At 71.8% G+C, this 19622-nt stretch carries 23 protein-coding genes, 1 pseudogene and 1 riboswitch; of the genes and pseudogenes, 13 read left to right on the top strand and 11 right to left on the bottom strand.

The genetic code is table 11. From position 1 onward, the window contains the following. The first annotated feature begins 108 nt into the window (after positions 1-108). A complete protein-coding gene (locus tag ACZ4D5_RS13475) occupies positions 109-1335 on the top strand; it encodes an 8-amino-7-oxononanoate synthase (protein WP_467772494.1) in 1227 nt (408 codons plus the stop codon). 33 nt (positions 1336-1368) lie between these two features. Here the strand turns inward: ACZ4D5_RS13475 and ACZ4D5_RS13470 are convergent, their stop codons facing one another. Both ACZ4D5_RS13470 and ACZ4D5_RS13465 read right to left on the bottom strand, forming a co-directional pair. After that, positions 1369-1593: a DUF397 domain-containing protein gene (locus tag ACZ4D5_RS13470; RefSeq protein ID WP_467772493.1), complete on the bottom strand. Its 225-nt coding sequence runs from the start codon at positions 1591-1593 to the stop codon at positions 1369-1371. Between the two features lie 9 nt (positions 1594-1602). Then, positions 1603-2466, bottom strand: a complete 864-nt coding sequence (locus ACZ4D5_RS13465) for a helix-turn-helix domain-containing protein (RefSeq protein WP_467772492.1) — start codon at positions 2464-2466, stop codon at positions 1603-1605. Positions 2467-2739: 273 nt separating this feature from the next. Here ACZ4D5_RS13465 and ACZ4D5_RS13460 point away from each other — a divergent pair, with 273 nt between their 5' ends. Next, positions 2740-3192 (top strand): ATP-binding protein, encoded by a 453-nt coding sequence (locus ACZ4D5_RS13460; RefSeq protein WP_467772491.1) that lies wholly within the window; start codon positions 2740-2742, stop codon positions 3190-3192. A 12-nt stretch (positions 3193-3204) separates the two neighbouring features. Here ACZ4D5_RS13460 and ACZ4D5_RS13455 read toward each other — a convergent pair whose 3' ends face one another. After that, positions 3205-4122, bottom strand: a complete 918-nt coding sequence (locus tag ACZ4D5_RS13455; protein ID WP_467772490.1) for a LysR family transcriptional regulator — start codon at positions 4120-4122, stop codon at positions 3205-3207. An 83-nt stretch (positions 4123-4205) separates the two neighbouring features. Here ACZ4D5_RS13455 and ACZ4D5_RS13450 point away from each other — a divergent pair, with 83 nt between their 5' ends. Continuing rightward, on the top strand, positions 4206-4823 hold the full coding sequence (locus ACZ4D5_RS13450; protein ID WP_467772489.1) for a LysE family translocator: 618 nt from the start codon (positions 4206-4208) through the stop codon (positions 4821-4823). A 96-nt stretch (positions 4824-4919) separates the two neighbouring features. Here ACZ4D5_RS13450 and ACZ4D5_RS13445 read toward each other — a convergent pair whose 3' ends face one another. The 3 genes and pseudogenes from ACZ4D5_RS13445 to ACZ4D5_RS13435 all read right to left on the bottom strand — a co-directional run bounded on the left by ACZ4D5_RS13445 (position 4920) and on the right by ACZ4D5_RS13435 (position 6883). Then, positions 4920-5393 (bottom strand): C40 family peptidase, encoded by a 474-nt coding sequence (locus tag ACZ4D5_RS13445; RefSeq protein ID WP_467772488.1) that lies wholly within the window; start codon positions 5391-5393, stop codon positions 4920-4922. Positions 5394-5396: 3 nt separating this feature from the next. Next, a riboswitch (cyclic di-AMP (ydaO/yuaA leader) is annotated at positions 5397-5573 on the bottom strand. 357 nt (positions 5574-5930) lie between these two features. After that, positions 5931-6239 carry a hypothetical protein gene (locus ACZ4D5_RS13440; RefSeq protein WP_467772487.1) on the bottom strand — a complete coding sequence of 103 codons (309 nt, stop codon included), beginning with the start codon at positions 6237-6239 and terminating at the stop codon, positions 5931-5933. 7 nt (positions 6240-6246) lie between these two features. After that, positions 6247-6883: pseudogene (locus ACZ4D5_RS13435) on the bottom strand (ATP-dependent Clp protease proteolytic subunit). 435 nt (positions 6884-7318) lie between these two features. Here ACZ4D5_RS13435 and ACZ4D5_RS13430 point away from each other — a divergent pair. After that, a complete protein-coding gene (locus ACZ4D5_RS13430; protein WP_467772486.1) occupies positions 7319-7798 on the top strand; it encodes a GNAT family N-acetyltransferase in 480 nt (159 codons plus the stop codon). 19 nt (positions 7799-7817) lie between these two features. Here the strand turns inward: ACZ4D5_RS13430 and ACZ4D5_RS13425 are convergent, their stop codons facing one another. Continuing rightward, on the bottom strand, positions 7818-8288 hold the full coding sequence (locus ACZ4D5_RS13425; protein ID WP_467772485.1) for a hypothetical protein: 471 nt from the start codon (positions 8286-8288) through the stop codon (positions 7818-7820). Between the two features lie 38 nt (positions 8289-8326). Here ACZ4D5_RS13425 and ACZ4D5_RS13420 point away from each other — a divergent pair, with 38 nt between their 5' ends. Further along, positions 8327-8605, top strand: a complete 279-nt coding sequence (locus tag ACZ4D5_RS13420) for a type II toxin-antitoxin system Phd/YefM family antitoxin (RefSeq protein ID WP_467772484.1) — start codon at positions 8327-8329, stop codon at positions 8603-8605. Between the two features lie 290 nt (positions 8606-8895). On the opposite strand, the gene ACZ4D5_RS13415 is transcribed toward ACZ4D5_RS13420, so the two are convergent. Beyond that, positions 8896-9909, bottom strand: a complete 1014-nt coding sequence (locus ACZ4D5_RS13415; protein ID WP_467772483.1) for an ABC transporter permease — start codon at positions 9907-9909, stop codon at positions 8896-8898. Between the two features lie 145 nt (positions 9910-10054). Here ACZ4D5_RS13415 and ACZ4D5_RS13410 point away from each other — a divergent pair, with 145 nt between their 5' ends. From ACZ4D5_RS13410 to ACZ4D5_RS13380, 7 genes are all read left to right on the top strand, one after another. Next, a complete protein-coding gene (locus tag ACZ4D5_RS13410; RefSeq protein WP_467772482.1) occupies positions 10055-10681 on the top strand; it encodes a TetR/AcrR family transcriptional regulator in 627 nt (208 codons plus the stop codon). Positions 10682-10911: 230 nt separating this feature from the next. Next, on the top strand, positions 10912-11214 hold the full coding sequence (locus ACZ4D5_RS13405; protein WP_362337765.1) for an urease subunit gamma: 303 nt from the start codon (positions 10912-10914) through the stop codon (positions 11212-11214). 49 nt (positions 11215-11263) lie between these two features. Further along, positions 11264-11575 (top strand): urease subunit beta, encoded by a 312-nt coding sequence (locus tag ACZ4D5_RS13400; protein ID WP_467773019.1) that lies wholly within the window; start codon positions 11264-11266, stop codon positions 11573-11575. After that, on the top strand, positions 11568-13289 hold the full coding sequence (locus ACZ4D5_RS13395) for an urease subunit alpha (protein WP_467772481.1): 1722 nt from the start codon (positions 11568-11570) through the stop codon (positions 13287-13289). Before ACZ4D5_RS13400 ends, ACZ4D5_RS13395 begins: the two co-directional genes overlap by 8 nt. Before the next feature lie 31 nt (positions 13290-13320). Next, the gene (locus ACZ4D5_RS13390; RefSeq protein ID WP_467772480.1) at positions 13321-13995 is read left to right on the top strand and encodes an urease accessory protein UreF; all 675 of its coding nucleotides are present in this window, start codon (positions 13321-13323) and stop codon (positions 13993-13995) included. Positions 13996-14091: 96 nt separating this feature from the next. Continuing rightward, the gene (ureG, locus tag ACZ4D5_RS13385; RefSeq protein ID WP_467772479.1) at positions 14092-14775 is read left to right on the top strand and encodes an urease accessory protein UreG; all 684 of its coding nucleotides are present in this window, start codon (positions 14092-14094) and stop codon (positions 14773-14775) included. A gap of 32 nt (positions 14776-14807) precedes the next feature. Further along, positions 14808-15590: an urease accessory protein UreD gene (locus tag ACZ4D5_RS13380; protein ID WP_467773018.1), complete on the top strand. Its 783-nt coding sequence runs from the start codon at positions 14808-14810 to the stop codon at positions 15588-15590. Here ACZ4D5_RS13380 and ACZ4D5_RS13375 read toward each other — a convergent pair. Beyond that, complete coding sequence (locus ACZ4D5_RS13375) at positions 15520-15804, bottom strand: mycothiol transferase (protein WP_467773017.1); 285 nt, start codon at positions 15802-15804, stop codon at positions 15520-15522. The genes ACZ4D5_RS13380 and ACZ4D5_RS13375 overlap by 71 nt on opposite strands. A gap of 324 nt (positions 15805-16128) precedes the next feature. Between ACZ4D5_RS13375 and ACZ4D5_RS13370 the strand changes: the two genes are divergently transcribed. Further along, complete coding sequence (locus ACZ4D5_RS13370; RefSeq protein ID WP_467772478.1) at positions 16129-17784, top strand: alpha/beta hydrolase; 1656 nt, start codon at positions 16129-16131, stop codon at positions 17782-17784. A 7-nt stretch (positions 17785-17791) separates the two neighbouring features. On the opposite strand, the gene ACZ4D5_RS13365 is transcribed toward ACZ4D5_RS13370, so the two are convergent. Then, positions 17792-18469 (bottom strand): LD-carboxypeptidase, encoded by a 678-nt coding sequence (locus ACZ4D5_RS13365; protein WP_467772477.1) that lies wholly within the window; start codon positions 18467-18469, stop codon positions 17792-17794. A gap of 63 nt (positions 18470-18532) precedes the next feature. Further along, positions 18533-19576, bottom strand: coding sequence for an NAD-dependent epimerase/dehydratase family protein (locus ACZ4D5_RS13360; RefSeq protein WP_467772476.1), 1044 nt, complete (start codon positions 19574-19576; stop codon positions 18533-18535). Positions 19577-19622 lie beyond the last annotated feature (46 nt).

The following is a 19622-nucleotide window of genomic DNA, read 5'->3' as shown; positions in this document are numbered from 1 at the left end:
TACGTACGGCAGCATGTCCGGCCAAGGAGAGTTCGCACAACAGAAACGGTTTGAGGTGTGGGTATTGCCACATCCTGGCCGGGGAGCAAGGCCGCTAGGGTCTGTGGAATGTCTACAAACAGGCACTCCGTGACGGGGGCTGCGTCCCCCGTGTCCGCTGCGTCCTCGCCGTCTTCTGCGTCTTCTGTGTCTTGTGCGTCTTCTGCGTTCGACTGGATCGACGAGCAGGCGCGGCTGCGCGCCGAAGCCGGGCTGGTGCGCACCCTGCGGCCGCGCCCCGCCGAGGCGGACGGCCTCCTCGACCTGGCGAGCAACGACTACCTGGGGCTGACCCGCAACCCCGAGGTCACCGAGGGCGCGGCCGCCGCCGCCCTGCGGTGGGGCGGCGGTGCCACCGGCTCCCGGCTCGTCACGGGCACCACGGAGCTGCACGCCGAACTGGAGCGTGAGCTCGCGCGGTTCTGCGGCTTCGAGGCCGCGCTCGTGTTCTCCTCCGGCTACGCGGCCAACCTCGCCGCGGTCACCGCGCTCGCCCCGCACGGCACGCTGATCGTCTCCGACGCGGGCAACCACGCGTCCCTCATCGACGGCTGCCGGCTGGCGCGCGGGACGACACAGGTGGTGCCGCACGCCGACCCCGAAGCGGTGCGCAAGACGCTGGACGCGCACGCGGGACCCGCCGTCGTGGTGTCCGACTCGGTGTTCTCGGTGGACGGCGACATGGCTCCGCTGTCCGAACTCGCCGAGGCGTGCCGGGAGTTCGGCGCCGGTCTCGTCGTCGACGACGCCCATGGGCTCGGTGTGCTCGGCGACGGCGGCCGGGGCGCGCCGCACGCCGCGGGGCTCGCGGGGGCAGCCGACACCGTGGTCACCCTCACCCTCTCCAAGTCCTTCGGCAGCCAGGGCGGCGCCGTGCTCGGCTCCGCCAAGGTCATCCAGCACCTGGTGAACGCCGCCCGCACCTTCATCTTCGACACGGGTCTCGCGCCCGCGGCGGTGGGCGCCGCGCTCGCGGCCCTGCGGCTGCTGCGCCGTGAGCCCGAACGCGCCGCGCGGGCCCGCGAGGTCGCCGCGGAACTGCACCGGCGCCTCACGGCCGAGGGGCTCGCGGCGGTACGTCCGGACGCCGCCGTCGTCTCCGTGCGCGCGCCGTCACCCGAGCAGGCCGTGCGCTGGGCGGCCGACTGCCGGGCCGCCGGGCTCGCCGTGGGGTGCTTCAGGCCGCCGTCGGTGCCGGACGGGATCTCACGGCTGCGGCTGACCGCCCGTGCGGACCTCACCGACGCGCAGATCGTCGATGCCGTACGAGTGATCAGCCGCAACGCGCCGCGGTGAGGCGTGCCGGGCCCGCGAAGGGCCGGGCTCTGCTCACCGCAGGCTGATGAGGAACGACTCCCAGGGGCCGGGGGAGAAGAGCAGGGCTGACCCCGCGATGTTCTTCGAGTCACGCACGGCGCACAGGCCGGCCAGCGGACCCGAGTCGAGTGTGGCCGTCTCGACGCAGTTGTTCATTCCGTTGCTGTAGCTGCTGCGCTGCCACTGCGCACCTTGAAGGGTCGTGCCGGAAGGTACGTACCGAGGCATTGCGGTCATTGTGCCTCCTCAAGAGCCGTCGCTTAGCCCGGCGATGAAATCGGTTGATTCCTCAAGTGAAAGCGCCTGTACCTGAAGGGAGTTGAAGGCCTCCGTGTACGCCTGAAGGTCTTCTTTCCGTTCGAGGTAGAGGCTACTCGTCAAATGGTCGAGAACAACCACATCCAGATCAGCAATGTTCGGAAATGAAAAAATAACGAAAGGTCCGATCAGGCCCGCATGCTCTCCGGCGGCGAACGGCAGCACCTGAAGTCTCACGTGCGGTAACAGGGCGACCTCTCGTAACCGTGCCAACTGCCCTGCGAACACCCGTTCCCCACCCACCGGCCGACGCAGCACGGCCTCGTCCAGGATCACGCTCAGCCGCAGCGGCGGATCCGCGCGCAGCACGTCCTGCCGGGCCAGCCGCACCTCCACCAGGGCGTCGACCTGCTCCTCCGGCAGGCCGCCGAGCGCGGCCCTGGTCACCGCGCGCGCGTACTCCGGGGTCTGCAGCAGGCCGGGGACCACGGTGGTTTCGAGCGTGCGCACCCAACTCGCCTGCGATTCGAGGCTGATGAAGTCGCGGTATGTGGCGGGCAGCAGGTCGCGGTAGGCCTTCCACCAGTGGTGGCGCCCCATGCCCGGGTCATCGGCGCCCGCGAACGCGACCAGCAGATCGCTGAGTTGGGGATCCTTCACCTCGTACGCCGTCAGCAGCAGCCGCACGTCGGCGGCCTTGACGCCGCTGCGGCCCGTCTCGATCCGGCTCACCTTCGACTGGTGCCAGCCCACCTTGGCCGCGGCCTGGCTGCTGGTGAGTCCCGCGTGGGTGCGCAGCGCGCGCAGTTCGGCGCCGAGCTGGCGGCGGCGCACCGCGGGGCCGAACTGCATGCCCGTCTCCTTCCGGGTGACGCCGTCGGATATCCCGGCGGCAGGGCGGGGGCAGTAGGCGACAGTAGAGGAAGGACCAGCCTCTCGCCCAAATACGTTCTGCCGTAGCAGAGTTCACCGCTTCGAGCGACAGATATATGCACATCTCGGTGGATCGCCGCCCGTGACCGGCCAAGGAGTGGCAGGCTGGCGCGAAGCACCAGTTCGGGACTGTCCTCGAGTCATCCGCGACGAGTCGGAGACCGGTCCCGAGGGGAAAGGGACAGCGTCGCCATGGCAGATCACCAGGAAGCCTCCGTCACTCTGCCGAGCGATCCTGCCTCGGTCCCCGCGGCCCGCAAATACGTCTCGCGCGTGCTCGCCGAATGGGGCCTGCCCGGCGACGCCGAAGTGGCCGACACCATCAGGCTGATCGTCTCCGAGCTCGCCACGAACGCCGTGCAGCACACCCTGGGGCAGTCGCCGACCTTCACGGTGGACGTCGAGCTCGACCGGGACGAGCAGCTGCGGATCGGCGTCACCGACAGCCACCCCCGCTACCCCAAGCGGCTGCCCGCGGCCGTCCAGCAGGACAACGGCCGCGGCATGGTCATCATCCGCTGGCTGGCCGCCGAGTGCGGCGGCAGGCTCTCGGTCAGCCCCACCGACGAGGGCGGCAAGACCGTGTGGATCGCACTGCCGTGGACGGCACGCGTCCAGGGCAGACACCGCGACCCCGCGCACTGACCGCCGCGCGGGTCAGGCGGCGGTCGCCGAGCGCCCGAAGACACCGCGCAGCAGGGCCCGGAAGGATTCGGCCGCCGGGCTCGACTCGTCGGTGCGGTGCACGACGGAGATGGTGCGCCGCAGGTCGCCGGGTTCCAGGAGCCGCGTGCCGACGGGCGTCGCGGCGGTGCGCGCCACCATCTCCGGCACCACGGCGACACCGAGCCCCGCACTGACCAGGGCGCACACCAGCGCGTACCCCGGCGTGTCGACGAGGACCGCGGGCGCGGCACCGGCTCGCGCGAGGGCCCGCTCCACGGCCTGCCGGGGCGGATGGTCCGGAGCCATGCTGATGAGCGGCTGCCCGGCGAGGTCGGCGAGCGGCAGCCGGGAGGTCGCGCCGCTGAGCGCGTGGCCGGGCTGGGTCACCAGGACCAGCTCCTCGACCAGGACCGGCTCGGCCGACACGGCGGCGGGCAGCGGCACCGGGTCGGCCGGCTCATAGGTGTGCGTGAGGGCCAGATCGACCTCGCCCGCCGCCACGGCCGCGACACCGAAGGGCGGTTCGTGTCCCGTCACCGTCAGCTCGACATCGGGGTGGGCCCTGCGGAAGGCGCTCAGGACGGGCGGCAGCAGATGGATGCCCGCCGTCGGGAAGGTCGCCACGCGCAGCCGCCCGCCCGAGAGCCCGGCGAGCCGCGCCAGTTCGTGCCGTGCCCGCTCCATCTCGTCGAGCACCCGGCGGGCGTGGCCCACCAGGAGCTCACCCGCGCCGGTCAGCCGGGCCCCGCGGTGGTGACGTACGAGAAGCGCGGTGCCCGCTTCCCGCTCCAGTTTGGCGAGTTGCTGGGAGAGCGCGGGCACGGTGTAGCCGAGGCGCTCGGCGGCCCGCGTGATCGAACCGGCCTCGGAGACCGCGACGAGCGCGGCGAGACGCGTGGGGTCGTACATGGAAGCTCCCTGAACGCCTGCTTAAGGCAGACCCAGAATATTCCACATACCTGCTGAAGGCTTCGGCCGGGCACGCTGGGCCCATGGACGCACAACTGGTCGCCTTCACCGGCGTCGCCGCGGGCATGGTCGCCATGCCGGGCGCCGACTTCACCGTCGTCGTACGCAACGCCCTGGTCTCCCGGCGGGCCGGAGTGGCCTGCGCGGTCGGTGTCGCGGGCGGGCTCCTGGTGCACACGGCGCTGGCGGTCGCGGGCGTCGCCGCGGTCCTTGCCGCCGTGCCCGCGCTCTTCAGGGCGCTGCAACTGATCGGCGCCCTCTACGTACTGGTGCTCGCCTCCCGCGCGCTGCGGTCGGCGGCGCGGCCGCGCACCGGATCGGCGGGCGAACCTGCGGCCCAGGGCGGCGGTCTGCGCGAGGGCTTCCTGACCAACGCCCTGAACCCCAAGGCGTCGATCACCTTCCTCAGCGTGCTGCCCCAGTTCGTGCCGGACGGCAGCCCCGCGATGCCCAGGACTCTGCTGCTCGCGGCGATCGTGGTGGCGCTGGCCCTGCTGTGGTTCCCGGTCGTGGCGCTGCTCGTGGACCGGCTCGGCCGGTGGCTGCGCAGGCCGCGCACCGCCCGCGCCGTCGAGGCCGTCACCGGCACCGCACTGGGCGCACTGGGCCTGGTGCTCCTCATCGAGCCCCTGATGGTGTGAGGCCGGGCCTGGAACGGTTCCCCGAAACCGCGATCGGCGCGCTCCTGGCACCGGCACCTGACGGTGCGAGGAGCGCGCCGACCGACTGCGGCGGGGTCAGCGGACCCGGCCGTACCAGACGCTGTTGGACCAGATCTTCTCCAGACGCACCACGGTCCCCGTCTTCGGGGCGTGCCAGATCTTGTTGTTACCCGCGTAGATCCCGACGTGGTAGACGTTCCGGCCGGAGTGGAAGAACACCAGGTCGCCCTTGGTGCGCTGGGACTTCGAGATGTGCTTGGTCTTGTTGTACTGCGCGGCGGCGGTGCGCGGCAGCTTCTTGCCCGTCTTCTTGAAGGAGTAGAGCGTCAGACCCGAGCAGTCGAACCGGGTGGGACCCGCTGCCCCGTAGCGGTACGGGGAGCCCTTCTTGGACGCCGCGATCTTGAGCGCCTTCGTCCCGTGTGTGGCCGCCTCGGCCTCCGACGCGAGCCCGGGGGCCACGACGGTGCCGCCCACGACGGCGAGCGTGAGGACCGATGCGGCACCGGTCCTGCTGAGCAGCGACGGAACATGATTCAGCGCAGTCATGCGCAACCCTTCGTCAGCCGCCTGTGAAGGATGACCTGTCGGGTTCGGGCAGGCGAAGATGCCCGGCCGCGTCGTGCTCTGCGGCTTCACCCCAAGGGCGTCGTCCGGACTTCCCGGACGGGCCCGTCATGCCTGGGTCCTCCACTCCTGCCGTTGCACCGATGTCGACCGGTCATCCGGGTGGCGGCAGGACTCGGCGTCCGCCCGGACCGCCCCGCCGCTGTGGCGGGGGCTTGTCGTCGGAAGGGATCTTGACCCGACAAGGGCGAAAAAACCGAGCCGAAACGGTGTTTTGTGAGGCTCCTCACGACTGACCCGTTCGGGTGGACACCGACGAATCCGGGTTGCGGAGGCATGGCCCGACGACGGCTCGACCAGCATCGGAATGTGCCATTCCGTCCGTGCTGTACACACCTGGCGCAACTCTCCAGGGCCTGCCGGCGGGCGCCCCGCTACGTCGTCCGAGGTAGCCCGTCTGGTCCGTTTCGAAGCGGTCCGGGACGTTCCGCGGAAGGGTGCGGGGCGCTCCGCGCGGGGTCAACTGCCGGGCGGGGGCGGCACGGTGACCCGCAGGGAGCGCCGTTCGCCGTCGAGGACGCGCAGGGCGTCGGCGAGCGTGGCGGTGTGCACCTCGCTCTCGCCCCGCTGGTGCATGAGCGTGAGCGCGTCCCGCAGGGCGGTCGCCCTGCCGACCAGGGCCTGGGCGGCACGCAGGCCGCGGTAGGTGTGCTCGGCGCGCGCCGGGTTGATCCTGCCGACCAGGTCGACGACCTCGAGATAGCGGTCGATCAGGTCGGCCTCGGCGCGGGTGAGCGCCGGCAGGGGCGGCAGTTCGGGCGGCAGCATCGAGGGCTCACCTCGGGTCGCGCGTGGCGAGCGAGGTCTTGCGGTTCGGGATGATCCGGTCCACGAGCCCGTACTCCAGTGCCGCCCGGGCGTCGAGGATCTTGTCCCGCTCGATGTCCGCGGTGATCCGCTCGGGGCTCTGCCCCGTGTGCCGAACGAGCATCTCCTCCAGCATCCGTCGGCTGCGCAGCATCTCGTCGGCCTGGATCGCGAGGTCGCTGGCCTGACCCTGGAACGGCTCGGCGACGGAGGGCTGATGGATCAGCACGCGCGCGCCGGGCAGCGCGAACCGTTTGCCGGGGGTGCCCGCGGCCAGCAGCACGGCGGCGGTGGACGCGGCCTGACCGAGGCAGGTCGTCTCCACGTCGCAGGTGACGAACTGCATCGTGTCGTAGATCGCGGTCATCGCGGTGAACGAGCCGCCGGGGGAGTTGATGTAGAGGGAGATGTCGCGGTCCGGCGCGAGGTATTCCAGGTGCATGAACTGGGCCATCACGTCGTTCGCCGAGGTGTTGTCGATGGGGGTGCCGAGGAAGACGATCCGCTCTTCGAGGAGCTTGGAGTACGGATCCAGGGTCCGCGTCCCCCGAGCTGGTGCGTTCGGTGAACTCGGGCAGGACGTAACGGGCGGACGGACGGTTCATGGCACGCCTCTCTTCTTCCGGTCGCGGAGCGGTCCGGTCTCTGTAAAAAATGTACAGGACGTACGTTCCGTGGGGGTGGGGAAAAGTGATGTCGGGCCGTACGGGATCCGCGTTCCCCTTTTCGGGTCATGGGACGAGACGCGACGGAACGGGATGAACGGGCGCTCCTCACCCTCGAAGTGGACGTCGTCCACGGACTGGGGCCGGTGGGGGCAGGAGAGGTGCGGACGGTGACCGACCCCGCGGTGCGCGCGGGCCTGCCCTGGTCTCCGGGAGCGCGGGTGCTGGCGCTGGGGGCGGGCGTCGCTCTCCCGGATGACCGCCGCGACAGTGGGGGCGGCTTCGGGGGGGCGACGGCTTCGGGGGTGGCGACGACGCTTCGGGGGCGCAGGGGAGCCGTATGCGCCGGGTGAGGCCCCGGCCGTCCTCGTGCGGTTGGCCTCCGCCCTGAGGGCGGCCGGTGAGCCCGCCTCGGTCGAGGGCGGCCCCTGCTCCACCTTCCCGGACCCGCTCGTCGTGGACCCCGCCGCGCCCCTGCCCCTCCTGCTCTCGGACGAGCAGGGGCGGGACGCCGCACGGCAGTTGACCCGCCCCGGCACCTGGCAGCCAGGCGAGTGGGCGGAGCTGATCTGCGGAGCGGCGGGGGAGTGGGCGATGGCCGTGCACGACGGCGCGCCCGTGTCGATCTGTCACACCCCGGCCGGGAACGCCCACGCGGCGGAGGCCGGCATCTGGACCCGCCCGGACTTCCGCGGTCGCGGCCTCGCCCCGGCCACGGTCGCCGCCTGGTCCCGTCGTGTGCGCCGTGACAGAGAGGTGCTGTTCTACAGCACCACGGTCGCCAACCGGGCCTCCCGCTCGGTGGCCCGCGCTCGCGGCCTCACGCCGCTCGGCTGGATCTGGACGGTCTGCTGAGCGGTCCCGTCGGGGGGTGTCACACCCAGGGGTCGGGCAGGAGGTCGCTCTCCGTGGTCTGCGCGAGCGGGCGGACGCGGCATGCCGAGCCGGACTCCGCGATCAGGACGTCGGGCAGGTGATCCTCGAGAAAGCGCAGGTGACCGATGGTGCCGACCGTCGTCGTCCGCGCCGCGAGCCAGGTGGCGAGGAAGCGCAGGGCGTCGAACTCGTCGGGGTGCACTTCCTGGCGGGCGGTGAGGGACCAGCCTCGCTCGCTCTGCCGCAGTTCGCCGATCAGTACACCCTCGATCCGCGCCGCGGGTCCCCTGGCCGAAAGTAGCGGGTACTCCTCAAGCGGCAGGTACTCCTCAAGCGGCGGGTACTCCCCGCCGTCGGGGTCCTGCGCGTCCGGCTCCTGGCCCATGTGCCACCTGATGAGGGCGAGGTCATCGGCGGGCAGGTCGTGGGGCAGGTCGAGGGCCAGCTGCAGCTCGTGGAGATCGCTCATGCCCGCAGCCTGGGAACGGCGGCGTCTAAGCTGGGTGCATGGCCTACGAGATTCCGGTGACGCAAGCCCGCGCAGAGCTCGCGGAGCTGATCAACCGCGTCGTCTACGGCGGCGAGCGGGTCGTGGTCACCCGCCACGGCAAGCCGCTCGTGGCGCTCGTCTCCGCCGCCGACCTGGAGCGCCTCGAAGCACTCCCGGACGCCCCGGAGGAGCCGACGGTCAGCACCGTCACGTCGATCGGCTCCGTGTCGTCCACGCCCTCGGAGCCACAGCGGTTCGGTATCGCGGCCGAGCATCGGGGACCCAACGCGTCGTAGCCGAGGGGTAGTTGACCGCGACGAGGCGCGTGCGAAGCCGGGCCCGACCCGGCTCGGCCCGTACGTGTGAGACCGCACGCCCCCGTCCGCTACAGCGGGGGGCGCGCGGCCGTTCTTGTTTCACGCGACGCCCGGGTTTCGCGTGCCGCGCGGGTTTCGCGTGCCGCGCGGGTTTCACGTGCCGCGCGGGTTTCACGTGCCGTGTGGATTTCCCGTGCCCCGCGAGTTTCATATGCCGCGCGGATTACCTGTCTGCAGGTTCCTTCCCTTGCCGCACGGGCCCGCGCGCCTCAGCCGGTCGGCGCCGCCTGCGGCCGTGGCGCGGGCTCCTGCGCGAGAGGCGTGCGTCGCCCGCGCGGCGTGCCGATCAGGACCCCGGCGAGCCCGAGCGCGGCCCATGCGCCGAGGGTCAGGGCGGGCCCCGCGGCCGCCGCGCCGTCGAAGAAGGACACCGAGCGCAGCAGTGATCCCCCGGCTCCCGGCGGCAGCAACTGCCCGATGAATCCCACCGGTTCGGGCAGCAGCTGCGGCGCGGAGGTCACGCCGGAGAAGGGGTTGCCGAGCAGCACCATCAGCAGGGCGCCCACGCCGATGCCCGCCGGGCCGAGCAGGGCCGCGAGCCCGGCCACGGTGCCGCTCACGGCGAGGGTGGAGAGGCTCAACGCCCCTGCCTCCGCCCACCAGTTGCCCGTCAGTACGCCCAGCCAGCCGTGGGTGAGCGCGGCCGCGACGGTACCCACGAGGAGGGCGGTGACGATCAGCGTGGCAGCCGCGCGCACGCCGCGCAGGCCCCGCAGCGTGACGAGGGCGCCGGCCGCGACGCCGGCGATGGCCAGCGGCAGCACGCTCGACCCCAGTGCCGAGCCCCGGGGGTCGGTCGCCGGTGCGGGCACCACGTCGACCACCGGCACCGCGGCCGACCCGGTGCCGCCCTGCTCCTGCACGGCCTGCTGGAGCAGTTGGGCGACGACCGGACTCGCGGCCGTCGCGGTGAGCAGCTTGGGGCCCCGGGGTGTGGCGACGACCGCGCCGTACACGGTCCGGTCCTCGATGGCGGCCCTTGCCTCGGCCTCATCGGCGTAACGGCGTATCGCGAACGCGCCCTCGTGCGGCCCGAGTTGCTGGGTGAGGGGCCCCGCCGCGGCGGCCGGGCCCGCGACGCCGAGGGGCAGGTCGCGGGGTGCGGTGCGGGCCGCGGGCCAGGCGAAGGCCCAGAGTGCGACGGTCACGAGCAGGGGGACCAGGACGGCCACCATCACCATGCGAGGGCCCTGCGGAGGCGTGCCGGCGGGCGGTGTGGACATGAGGTTCTTCCTCCAGCGGGAGAGGGGAGGGCGGTGGTCCGCGTCCGCGACCCAAAGAGAAGGATCGTTCGTTTTACGGAGTGGGCCCACTGTCCTGCCGTCGGGCGGCCTTGTCAAGAATGAATGTTCGTTTTACGTTGAGGGCATGGCTCGCGTATCCCAAGAACACCTCGACGCACGCCGTCGGCAGATCCTCGACGGGGCGGCGCTCTGCTTCGCGAGGGGCGGCTTCCACGCCACGTCGATGCAGGACGTCCTCAAGGAGGTGGGCCTCTCGGCGGGCGCGGTGTACCGCTACTTCCGCGGCAAGGACGAGCTGATCGCCGCCATTGTCTCCGAGGTGCTCGCCGACATCGGCGGGATCTTCGAGTCGGCCGCGCGGCAGAGCCCGCCGCCCCCGCCGGACGCCCTGGTGGCCCAGGTGCTCGCGGAGGTCCTCGACCTGCGGCCCGGGATGCGGGAGGGTGCGCGGTCCTACTTCCCGCGGCTGATGGTCCAGGTGTGGACGGAGACCCTCCGCAACGAGGAGCTGTCCGCTCTCATCGCGGACGGCTACGCGAAGGCGCGCGGCGCCTGGGTGGCGATCGTCGAGGGGTATCAGGAGGCGGGCGTGATGCGCGCCGACATCCCCGCCGACCATGTCGCACGGACCATGATCGCTGCGGTGCAGGGGTTCGCCGCGCAGTACGCCCTGTTCGACGAGGTGCCCGTCGAGGCGCTGCGGGACGGACTTCGGGCGTTGATGAGCATGGGGCGGCCGGTCGAGGCCTGATCGACGGTTGGGTATGGCGCGGACCAGCCCATGGTCATGGGCCGGTCAACTACTGGTTAACCTCGTTGAAACTCCTCCCAACTACCCTCCCGTGGCACGCCACCAGCGGATTTCGTAACCAGGGTGCGCAAGATCGCGCGCATTGGCTGTGTGTTACATCTATATCCGTCGCGGTGGCCGCGGCAGCCGGACCCCGCACGGTTCGGAGCGAGGACTGTGAGGTGGGACGCGTGCAACTGACCCCGCACGAGCAGGAGAGACTGCTCATCCATGTGGCCGCGGACGTGGCCGAGAAGCGAAGGGCGCGGGGGCTGCTGCTCAACCACCCCGAGGCGATCGCCCTCATCACCTCCCACATCCTCGAAGGTGCCCGCGACGGCCGCACCGTCGCCGAACTCATGTCGTCGGGGCGGCGTGTGCTCACCCGTGACGACGTGATGGAAGGCATCCCCGAGATGATCCACGACGTCCAGGTCGAGGCCACCTTCCCGGACGGCACGAAGCTCGTCACCGTCCACGAGCCGATCGTCTGACGGGAGTTCGCGCCTCATGCATGCCGCAACGCACGGCACAGGTCAGGGGATGATCCCCGGGGAGATCCTCTTCGCGGACGAGCCCGTCCCCTTCAACGAGGGGCGCGAGGTCACCCGCCTCACCGTCCTCAACGCCGCCGACCGGCCCGTCCAGGTCGGCTCCCACTACCACTTCGCCGAGGCCAATCCGGGTCTGGACTTCGACCGCGACGCCGCGCACGGGAAGCGGCTCAACATCGCCGCGGGGACCGCCGTGCGCTTCGAGCCCGGAATCCCCGTCGACGTCGAACTCGTCCCGCTGGCCGGCAAGCGCATCGTGCCCGGACTCCGCGGTCTGGTCGGAGGTGCCCTCGATGCCTGAGCTGTCCCGTGCCGCGTACGCCGATCTGTTCGGCCCCACCACCGGTGACCGGATCCGGCTCGCCGACACCGACCTGCTGATCGAGATCGAGGAGGACCGCGCGGGCGGCCCCGGGCGCTCCGGCGACGAGTCGGTGTTCGGCGGCGGCAAGGTCATCCGTGAGTCGATGGGGCAGTCCCGCACCACCCGCGCCGAGGGTGCCCCGGACACCGTCATCACCGGTGCGGTCATCATCGACCACTGGGGGATCGTCAAGGCCGACGTCGGTATCCGCGACGGCCGCATCACCGGCGTGGGCAAGTCCGGCAACCCGGACACGATGGACGGCGTCCACCCCGACCTCGTCATCGGCCCCGAGACCGAGGTCATCGCGGGCAACGGCAAGATCCTCACCGCGGGCGGCATCGACACCCACATCCACTTCATCTCGCCGACCATCGTCGACGAGGCCCTCGCCTCCGGCGTCACCACGCTCTTCGGCGGCGGCACCGGGCCCGCCGAGGGCAGCAAGGCGACGACCATCACCCCTGGCGCCTGGCATCTGGCGCGGATGTTCGCGGCGCTGGAGTCGAGCCCGGTCAACATCGGCTTCCTGGGCAAGGGCAACACCGTCTCCGCCGAGTCGATGCACGACCAGCTCCGCGCCGGAGCCGTCAGCTTCAAGATCCACGAGGACTGGGGCGCGACGCCCGCCACGATCGACGCCTGTCTGAACGTGTGCGAGGAGACCGGCGCCCAACTCGCCGTCCACACCGACACGTTGAACGAGGCGGGCTTCGTGCAGGCCACCTTCGACGCGGTCGCGGGGCGCACCCTGCACGCCTTCCACGTCGAGGGCGCGGGCGGCGGTCACGCCCCCGACATGATCACGGCCGTCTCGCTGCCCAACATGCTGCCGAGCTCGACCAACCCCACCCGGCCGCACACCGTCAACACCGTCGAGGAACACCTCGACATGCTGATGGTCTGTCACCACCTCAACCCCGCCGTGCCGGAGGACCTCGCCTTCGCGGAGTCCCGCATCCGGCCCACCACCATCGGGGCCGAGGACATCCTCCACGACCTCGGCGCCATCTCGATCATGTCCTCCGACTCCCAGGCCATGGGGCGCATCGGTGAGGTCATCATGCGTACGTGGCAGACCGCGCACGTGATGAAGCGGCGACGGGGCTTCCTGCCGGGGGACACCCGCGCCGACAACCACCGCGCGCGTCGCTATGTCGCCAAGTACACGATCAACGCGGCCGTCGCCCAGGGCATCGACCACGAGATCGGCTCCGTCGAGAGTGGCAAGCTCGCCGACCTGGTGCTGTGGGAACCGGCGTTCTTCGGCGTCAAGCCGCAGGTCGTCCTCAAGGGCGGACAGATCGCGTACGCGCAGATGGGCGACGCCAACGCGTCCATCCCGACCCCGCAGCCGATCCTGCCGCGCCGCATGTACGGGGCGCACGGCAGGGCCCCGTCGCTCAACTCGATCAACTTCGTCACCCAGTCGGCGCTGGACGACGGGCTGCCCGAACGCCTGTGCCTGGACAAGCCGTTCGCGCCGATCCGCTCGACGCGGGGACGCACCAAGGCCGACATGTACGAGAACGACGCGCTGCCCCGGGTCGAGGTCGCCCCCGACAGTTTCGCCGTGACCATCGACGGCGAGCTCGTCGAACCGTCGCCCGCCGCGGAACTACCGCTCGCGCAGCGGTACTTCCTCTTCTGACGGCCCCGACCGACGACCTGGCGACGATCACATGTCACGAGCAGCACTCCTCGTCCTGGCGGACGGCCGCTTCCCCGCCGGCGGGCACGCCCACTCCGGTGGGGCCGAAGCGGCCGTCAAGGCGGGCCGCGTCACCGGCGCCGCGAGCCTGGAGGCCTTCTGCCGGGGGCGGCTGCACACCTCCGGGCTCGTGTCGGCCGCCCTGGCGGCGGCCGCCGCTCTCGGCGTCGATCCGGTCGCCCTGGACGCGGCGGCCGACGCCCGCACGCCCTCGGTGGCGCTGCGCATCGCGGCGCGACGCCTCGGCCGACAGATGATGCGGGCGGCCCGCGCCACCTGGCCGCACCCCGAACTCGACGCTCTGGCGCGTCAGTTCCCCAAGGGGTCCCATCAGCCCGTCGTCCTCGGACTCACCGCCCGCGCCGCCGGGCTGGGGCCCGAAGACGCCGCGTACTGCTCGGCGTACGAAACGGTCAGTGGCCCCGCGACCGCCACGGTGCGGCTGTTGAGCCTCGACCCCTTCGACGCCACGGCGGTCCTCGGCAGGATCGCGCCGGACCTCGACCGCGTGGCGCTCCGGGCGGCCGACGCGGCGAGACGCGTCGCCGAGGAGGGCGTCGACGCGCTGCCGGCGGCCTCGGCGCCGCTGCTGGAGATCAGCGCGGAGGCGCACGCGGCTTGGCCGGTACGGCTCTTCGCGTCCTAGCCGCGGACCGCCCCAGGCGGCCGACGGAGTCCAAGAGACCCGCGCCCCACACACCACACGCACCAACTCGCACCACCACCGCGAAGGAGCAGCACCATGCACCTCGACCACTCCCACGACGGCCCCGCCGCCGTCTCCGCCGACGCCCACCGCCCCGACGGAACCCGCCGCGCGGTACGCGTCGGGCTCGGCGGACCCGTCGGTTCAGGCAAGACCGCGACGGTCGCCGCGCTGTGCCGCGCGCTGCGCGACGAACTCTCCCTGGCCGTCGTCACGAACGACATCTACACCCGCGAAGACGCCGACTTCCTGCTGCGCGAGGCCGTCCTGCCGCCCGAGCGCATCACCGCCGTGGAGACCGGCGCCTGCCCGCACACCGCGATCCGCGACGACATCTCCGCCAACCTGGAGGCCGTGGAGGACCTGGAGGACGCGGTGGGGCCGCTCGACCTGATCCTCGTCGAGTCCGGCGGCGACAACCTCACGGCCACCTTCTCCAAAGGCCTCGTCGACGCGCAGATCTTCGTCATCGACGTCGCGGGCGGCGACGACATCCCGCGCAAGGGCGGCCCCGGTGTCACCACCGCGGACCTCCTCGTCGTGAACAAGACCGACCTCGCTCCGTACGTCGGCTCCGACCTTGCCCGGATGGCGGCCGACGCGAAGGCGTCGCGCGCCGAACTCCCCGTCGTCTTCCAGTCGTTGAGGTCCGAGGAAGGCGTGGGCCCGGTCGCCGCGTGGGTGCGCGAGCAGTACGCCGCGTGGACCGCGTCGGCGTGACGGTGGACCTCGCCCCACGGGGCGACGCGGCCATGGGCACGGGCCTGCGGGCGGGGCGCGGCGGCGCGGGCATCCGCGCCACGGCTCGCGTCGAGGCGCGCGCCGACGGGCGGGGCGGCACCGCCCTGCCCGTGCTCGACGGCGAGGGCCCGCTCGCGCTGCGCCGGACCCGCTCCACCGGCGCGGCGGCACGGGTGACGCTCGTCGGCGCGATGAGCGGGCCCCTCGGCGGCGACCACCTCACGGTGGAGGCCGCGGTCCACGAGGGGGCGGCGCTGTGCGTCGGCTCGGCGGCGGCCACCATGGCACTGCCGGGCCAGAGCGAGTCGGCGGCACGTTACGACGTGCGCCTCAGGGTGGCCGACGGCGCCGAACTGCACTGGCTTCCTGAACAGTTGATCTCCGTACGCGACAGCGACCTGAGGGTCACGACTCGTGCCGAGCTGTCCGGGGGCGCGCGCCTGGTCCTGCGCGAGGAGCAGGCGCTGGGCCGCACGGGCGAGCCCTCGGGCCGCCTCACGAGCCGCCTGGTGGTGTGCCGGGCGGGAGTCCCGCTCCTGGACCAGGAACTGTCCTGCGGCCCAGGCGCCCCCGGCGGCTGGGACGGCCCGGCGGTCCTGTCCGGGCACCGGGCGGTGGGCCAACTGGTCGTGGTCGACCCGCAGTTCGAACGGGCCAAGCCGCGGCCGAAGCCGCTGGGGGAGTGGGCGGCGCTGACCCCCTTGGCAGGCCCGGCGGTCCTGGTCACGGCAGTGGCGCCGGACGCGCTGCGGGTACGTCGAGTGCTGGACGAGGCGTTGAGCCACCTGGGCTGAGAAGCCTTCGACGCGACGATCCCGCAATCGTGGGCGCGTCGCTGACGGCGGCCTTGGCGGCACGCTCGATCTCCGCGCGCCGTACCTCCCAGAAGCCCGCGTCGTGCCGCTCGGTGGCGTACTCGGCCCTGGTTCCGGTGGAGGCATCGAGCTGCTCGCGCAGGATGTCGGCGTGTCCGGCGTGCCGAGTGGTCTCGGACGGCACATGGACCATGACGTTGAACAACTTCACGTCGGTGCGCGGCTACCAAGGCACGTGCCCGACGATCTCCTCGCGCGTCTCGTCCTCGGCGGCCCACATCTCGACGCTGCCCTGCCCCGGTGTCGTCCCACCGGGGCAGGGGGTCGGGAAACGGCCGCCCGCAGATCGTTGTGATGTGCGCTGCTCGTCCCGCGGCGAAGCGCAAGGCCCCGGCCCGACCTGTGAGCAGTTCGGGCGACGCCGTTTATAGGATCGGCAAAGAACGCCTGTCGTGGCTGTTGTCAGGGACCCTGCAGCCGCAAGGATCCCCCGTACTGATCGAATCGGCTCGAATCGATGTGCGGGAGGCCCCACTTGAGAAGGACGTCAGGGACCAGACGGACGGCGGTGCTCGGGGTCGCGGGTTCTCTCGTCGCGGTCACGTTGACAGCGGGTGCCGTCGCGGCCCCGACCGCCAGCGCCGATGCCGAAGGCAGGGCCGAAGCCGACGCGAACGGCGCCTCCGTCCCCCGCTTCGGCAAGGGCCGCGAGGCCCGTGGTGTCGACCTCGCCGTTCGGCGTGCTGCCGAGGCCGGTGTCGCGTGGCGGGACTGTCCCGCCGATTGGGGCCTGGAGAAGCCCGTCCAGTGCGGGTGGGTGACCGTCCCGCTCGACTACGCCGAGCCGGACGGCAGGAAGATCAAGATTGCCGTCGATCGCATCGGGAACACCGGGGCCAAGGACGAGCGGCAAGGCGCCCTCCTCTACAACCCCGGTGGCCCCGGCGCCTCCGGGCTCCGCTTCCCGCGGCGCGTCGTCACGAAGAACAAGCTGTGGGAGAAGACCGCCAGGGCCTACGACTTCGTCGGCTTCGATCCGCGCGGCGTCGGACGCTCGGCCCCCGTCTCGTGCGTGGACCCGCAGGAGTTCGTCAAGGCGCCCAAGCTCGACCCGGTCCCCGACAGCGAGGCCGACAAGCGCGTCCAGCGGCGGCTCGCCGCCGAGTACGCCGACGGCTGCCAGGAACGCAGCGGCGCCCTGCTCCCGCACATGACGACGCCCAACACCGCCCGCGACCTCGACGTCATCCGCGCCGCCCTGGGCGAGAAGAAGCTGAACTTCCTCGGGGTCTCCTACGGCACCTACCTCGGCGCCGTCTACAGCACCCTGTTCCCGACCCACGTACGCCGTATGGTCTTCGACTCCGTGACCAACCCCCGTACGGACAAGGTCTGGTACGAGAACAACCTCGACCAGGACGTGGCGTTCGAGAAGCGCCTCGTCGACTGGATGACGTGGGTGGCGAGGAACGACGCCGCCTTCCACCTCGGCGACACCTACGACAAGGTCCGCGCCCAGTGGGACAAGCTGCGCGCCACCGCGAAGAAGCAGCCCCTGGACGGCGTCGTCGGCCCGGCCGAGCTGCACTCCTACTTCCAGAACGCGCCCTACTACGACTCCTACTGGGTCGAGATCGCCACGAACTGGAGCAAGTACGTGGCGGGCGCCCCGGGGCCCCTCGTCGCTGCCGCGAGCCCCGACATGTCCGACACCGCCGGCAACATCGCCCAGGAGAACGGCAACGCCGTCTACACGGCCGTCGAATGCGCGGATGCCAAGTGGCCCCGCAGCTGGCAGAAGTGGGACCGTGACAACACCCGCCTCCACGCGAAGTACCCCTTCTTCACCTGGGGCAACGCGTGGTTGAACCTGCCCTGCGCGACCTGGTCGAGCGAGCGGCAGCGCCCGCTGGAGATCCACACCCGCAAGGGGCTGCCGAAGACGCTGATCGTCCAGTCCACCCGTGACGCGGCCACCCCGTACCCGGGCGCCGTCGAACTGCACAAGCGCCTCAAGGGCTCCCGCCTGGTCACGGAGAAGGACGCCGGTTCGCACGGCATCACCAACATCCCCAACCCGTGCCTCAACGACCGCGTCGACAGCTACCTGTTGACCGGCGAGCTGGACGCCTCGGACGTGACGTGCGGGCCGCACGCCACGCCGAAGCCGTGAGGGGCGCTCAAGCAGGCGAGGCGGGCATGGGCGGCCGTACCGCCGGTTCGAGCAGCGACAGCGTCCGCCGCTCCGCGTCCAGGCCGACGCGGAGGCCGCCCGGCATCGGCAGGTTCGCGCCGGCGTGCCCGAACTCGACGTTGCCGAGGACCGGGACCGGTCGAGGACACCGAGGTGCCGCAGCACCTGGGGGCAGCTCCACCCATGCGCTGCCTGGGCGCCCGTCTCGTCCCAGAACAGCACCGCGCCGTCGGAACCATTCGAGCGGCGGCGCGAAACGCGTCGCCTGCGCCAGCACGAGGCGATCGAGCACCCCGCCGATCGCCTCCGTGCCGGTCAGCAGCGTCGAGCAGAGCCTGTCGAGTTCCGCTCTGCGCGCCGCGGGCACGGTCTGCCACGCCCCGCCGAATCCGGGCGTGGCCAGGTCGGCGTGGAACCCGACCAGGCCCGTGCGCGCGTAGAGCACCAGATGCAGCAGCGAGATGTCGCTGTAGCCGAGGATCGGCTCGGGATCGGCAGCGATCGTGTCGACGTCGATCAGGTCGAGGTATCCGAGCACCGTCGAGCCGCCGTCATGCGTGACGATCGCGCGCACCTCGGGATCACGCAGAAGGGCGTTGAACTCCTCGGGGATCTCCTCCGGCGGGGCCGCGCTCCACCAGTGCTGCCGCCCCGCTTCGAGCAACGGAGCCCGACGCACGTTTCATCGGCGCGGCGTCCCTCCTCTCCGCGCAAACACGCGACACATTTACCGGCTGAGCCAGCCGTCCTCCGCCGCGTAGTCGAAGAGACCGGCATCCGGGCCGTAGTTCGCGGCCATCTCCGGGAACGCCTCGCGCCAGTCGTTGCCCCGCAGCCGTTCGACGAGCCAGCCGACCGTCTCCTCAAGGCTGTCGGCGTACGTCGTCACCGCGCGGTAGCCCAGCTCGCGCTCCGCGGCCGACATGTCGTAGACCACCGGATGGCCCGTGGACCAGGGTGTGACGCCGACGTTCGGGACGGGGGCGTCGCCCGGCACGGTCACCGTCTCGACCGACCCGCTCGGCACGTCCATCACCGTGTCGATCGCCGCCCCGATCTCCGCGACCGTGGGGGCCTCGGGGTCACCCGCGTTCAGCACCCGGGAGCCGGGCCGCGCGGCGGCGAGCCGCACCAGCTCCGCGATGTTGTGGACGCTGACGGGATGGAAGCGGCTCTGCCCGCCGTGGGCCAACACGCGCGTGCGCCGCCCGTCCAGGTTCCGCTTCACGAAGTAGATCTCGCGGGGCGCGCGGGAGTGCGGTCCGTGGATCGCGCCGGCCCGCAGCAGGGTCACCGGCAGCCGCTCGCCGAGCGTGAGCAGTTCGCGCTCCAACGCGATCTTGCGGGTGCCGTACGTCGCTTCGCCGGGCGCCACCGTGGGCTGGGTCTCCAGGATCGGCACGGGGTACCGGGGGAATCCGTCGGGGTCGTCCTGGGTGTCGAAGCTGCGGCCCCGCTCGTCCTCGTAGACGGCGCCGCTGGAGAGCACCACGGCCGACCCGACGCGGTCGGCGAGGCCCGCGTACTGCCGGGCGTGCTCCGCCGTGAAGGCCGTCATGTCGACCACGAGGTCCACGCCGTCGCCCACGGCCTCGGCGAGCGCCGCGTCGTCCTCCCGGTCCAGACGTGCCGTCCGGACGTCCTTGGGCCACCCGGCGTCGCGGCCCGCGCCTCGTGACGCCGCCGTCACCGCCCAGCCGTCCTCGGCGAGCGCCCGTACCGTCACGCGCCCGGTCTGTCCCGTCGCACCGATCACCATCGCGTTCTTCATGGTCGGACCGTACGTTTCCGAAGGTGGCCGGGGGAGCGGGATCTGC

It is taken from the genome of Streptomyces sp. NPDC025651, from assembly GCF_055558735.1.
This window is presented reverse-complemented; position numbering and strand designations above follow the sequence as displayed.

What these genes read in the sequence shown, in the direction of transcription:
- ACZ4D5_RS13420 (WP_467772484.1), top strand. Translation starts at nt 8,327, where the DNA reads ATGGCCTACGAGATTCCGGTGACGCAAGCCCGCGCAGAGCTCGCGGAG.
- ACZ4D5_RS13395 (WP_467772481.1), top strand. Translation starts at nt 11,568, where the DNA reads ATGCCTGAGCTGTCCCGTGCCGCGTACGCCGATCTGTTCGGCCCCACC.
- ACZ4D5_RS13390 (WP_467772480.1), top strand. Translation starts at nt 13,321, where the DNA reads ATGTCACGAGCAGCACTCCTCGTCCTGGCGGACGGCCGCTTCCCCGCC.
- ACZ4D5_RS13450 (WP_467772489.1), top strand. Translation starts at nt 4,206, where the DNA reads ATGGACGCACAACTGGTCGCCTTCACCGGCGTCGCCGCGGGCATGGTC.
- ACZ4D5_RS13415 (WP_467772483.1), bottom strand. Translation starts at nt 9,909, where the DNA reads ATGTCCACACCGCCCGCCGGCACGCCTCCGCAGGGCCCTCGCATGGTG.
- ACZ4D5_RS13360 (WP_467772476.1), bottom strand. Translation starts at nt 19,576, where the DNA reads ATGAAGAACGCGATGGTGATCGGTGCGACGGGACAGACCGGGCGCGTG.
- ACZ4D5_RS13440 (WP_467772487.1), bottom strand. Translation starts at nt 6,239, where the DNA reads ATGCTGCCGCCCGAACTGCCGCCCCTGCCGGCGCTCACCCGCGCCGAG.
- ACZ4D5_RS13475 (WP_467772494.1), top strand. Translation starts at nt 109, where the DNA reads ATGTCTACAAACAGGCACTCCGTGACGGGGGCTGCGTCCCCCGTGTCC.
- ACZ4D5_RS13445 (WP_467772488.1), bottom strand. Translation starts at nt 5,393, where the DNA reads ATGACTGCGCTGAATCATGTTCCGTCGCTGCTCAGCAGGACCGGTGCC.
- ACZ4D5_RS13380 (WP_467773018.1), top strand. Translation starts at nt 14,808, where the DNA reads ATGGGCACGGGCCTGCGGGCGGGGCGCGGCGGCGCGGGCATCCGCGCC.
- ACZ4D5_RS13410 (WP_467772482.1), top strand. Translation starts at nt 10,055, where the DNA reads ATGGCTCGCGTATCCCAAGAACACCTCGACGCACGCCGTCGGCAGATC.
- ACZ4D5_RS13375 (WP_467773017.1), bottom strand. Translation starts at nt 15,804, where the DNA reads ATGGTCCATGTGCCGTCCGAGACCACTCGGCACGCCGGACACGCCGAC.
- ACZ4D5_RS13400 (WP_467773019.1), top strand. Translation starts at nt 11,264, where the DNA reads ATGATCCCCGGGGAGATCCTCTTCGCGGACGAGCCCGTCCCCTTCAAC.
- ureG (WP_467772479.1), top strand. Translation starts at nt 14,092, where the DNA reads ATGCACCTCGACCACTCCCACGACGGCCCCGCCGCCGTCTCCGCCGAC.
- ACZ4D5_RS13425 (WP_467772485.1), bottom strand. Translation starts at nt 8,288, where the DNA reads ATGAGCGATCTCCACGAGCTGCAGCTGGCCCTCGACCTGCCCCACGAC.
- ACZ4D5_RS13460 (WP_467772491.1), top strand. Translation starts at nt 2,740, where the DNA reads ATGGCAGATCACCAGGAAGCCTCCGTCACTCTGCCGAGCGATCCTGCC.
- ACZ4D5_RS13455 (WP_467772490.1), bottom strand. Translation starts at nt 4,122, where the DNA reads ATGTACGACCCCACGCGTCTCGCCGCGCTCGTCGCGGTCTCCGAGGCC.
- ACZ4D5_RS13465 (WP_467772492.1), bottom strand. Translation starts at nt 2,466, where the DNA reads ATGCAGTTCGGCCCCGCGGTGCGCCGCCGCCAGCTCGGCGCCGAACTG.
- ACZ4D5_RS13370 (WP_467772478.1), top strand. Translation starts at nt 16,129, where the DNA reads ATGTGCGGGAGGCCCCACTTGAGAAGGACGTCAGGGACCAGACGGACG.
- ACZ4D5_RS13470 (WP_467772493.1), bottom strand. Translation starts at nt 1,593, where the DNA reads ATGACCGCAATGCCTCGGTACGTACCTTCCGGCACGACCCTTCAAGGT.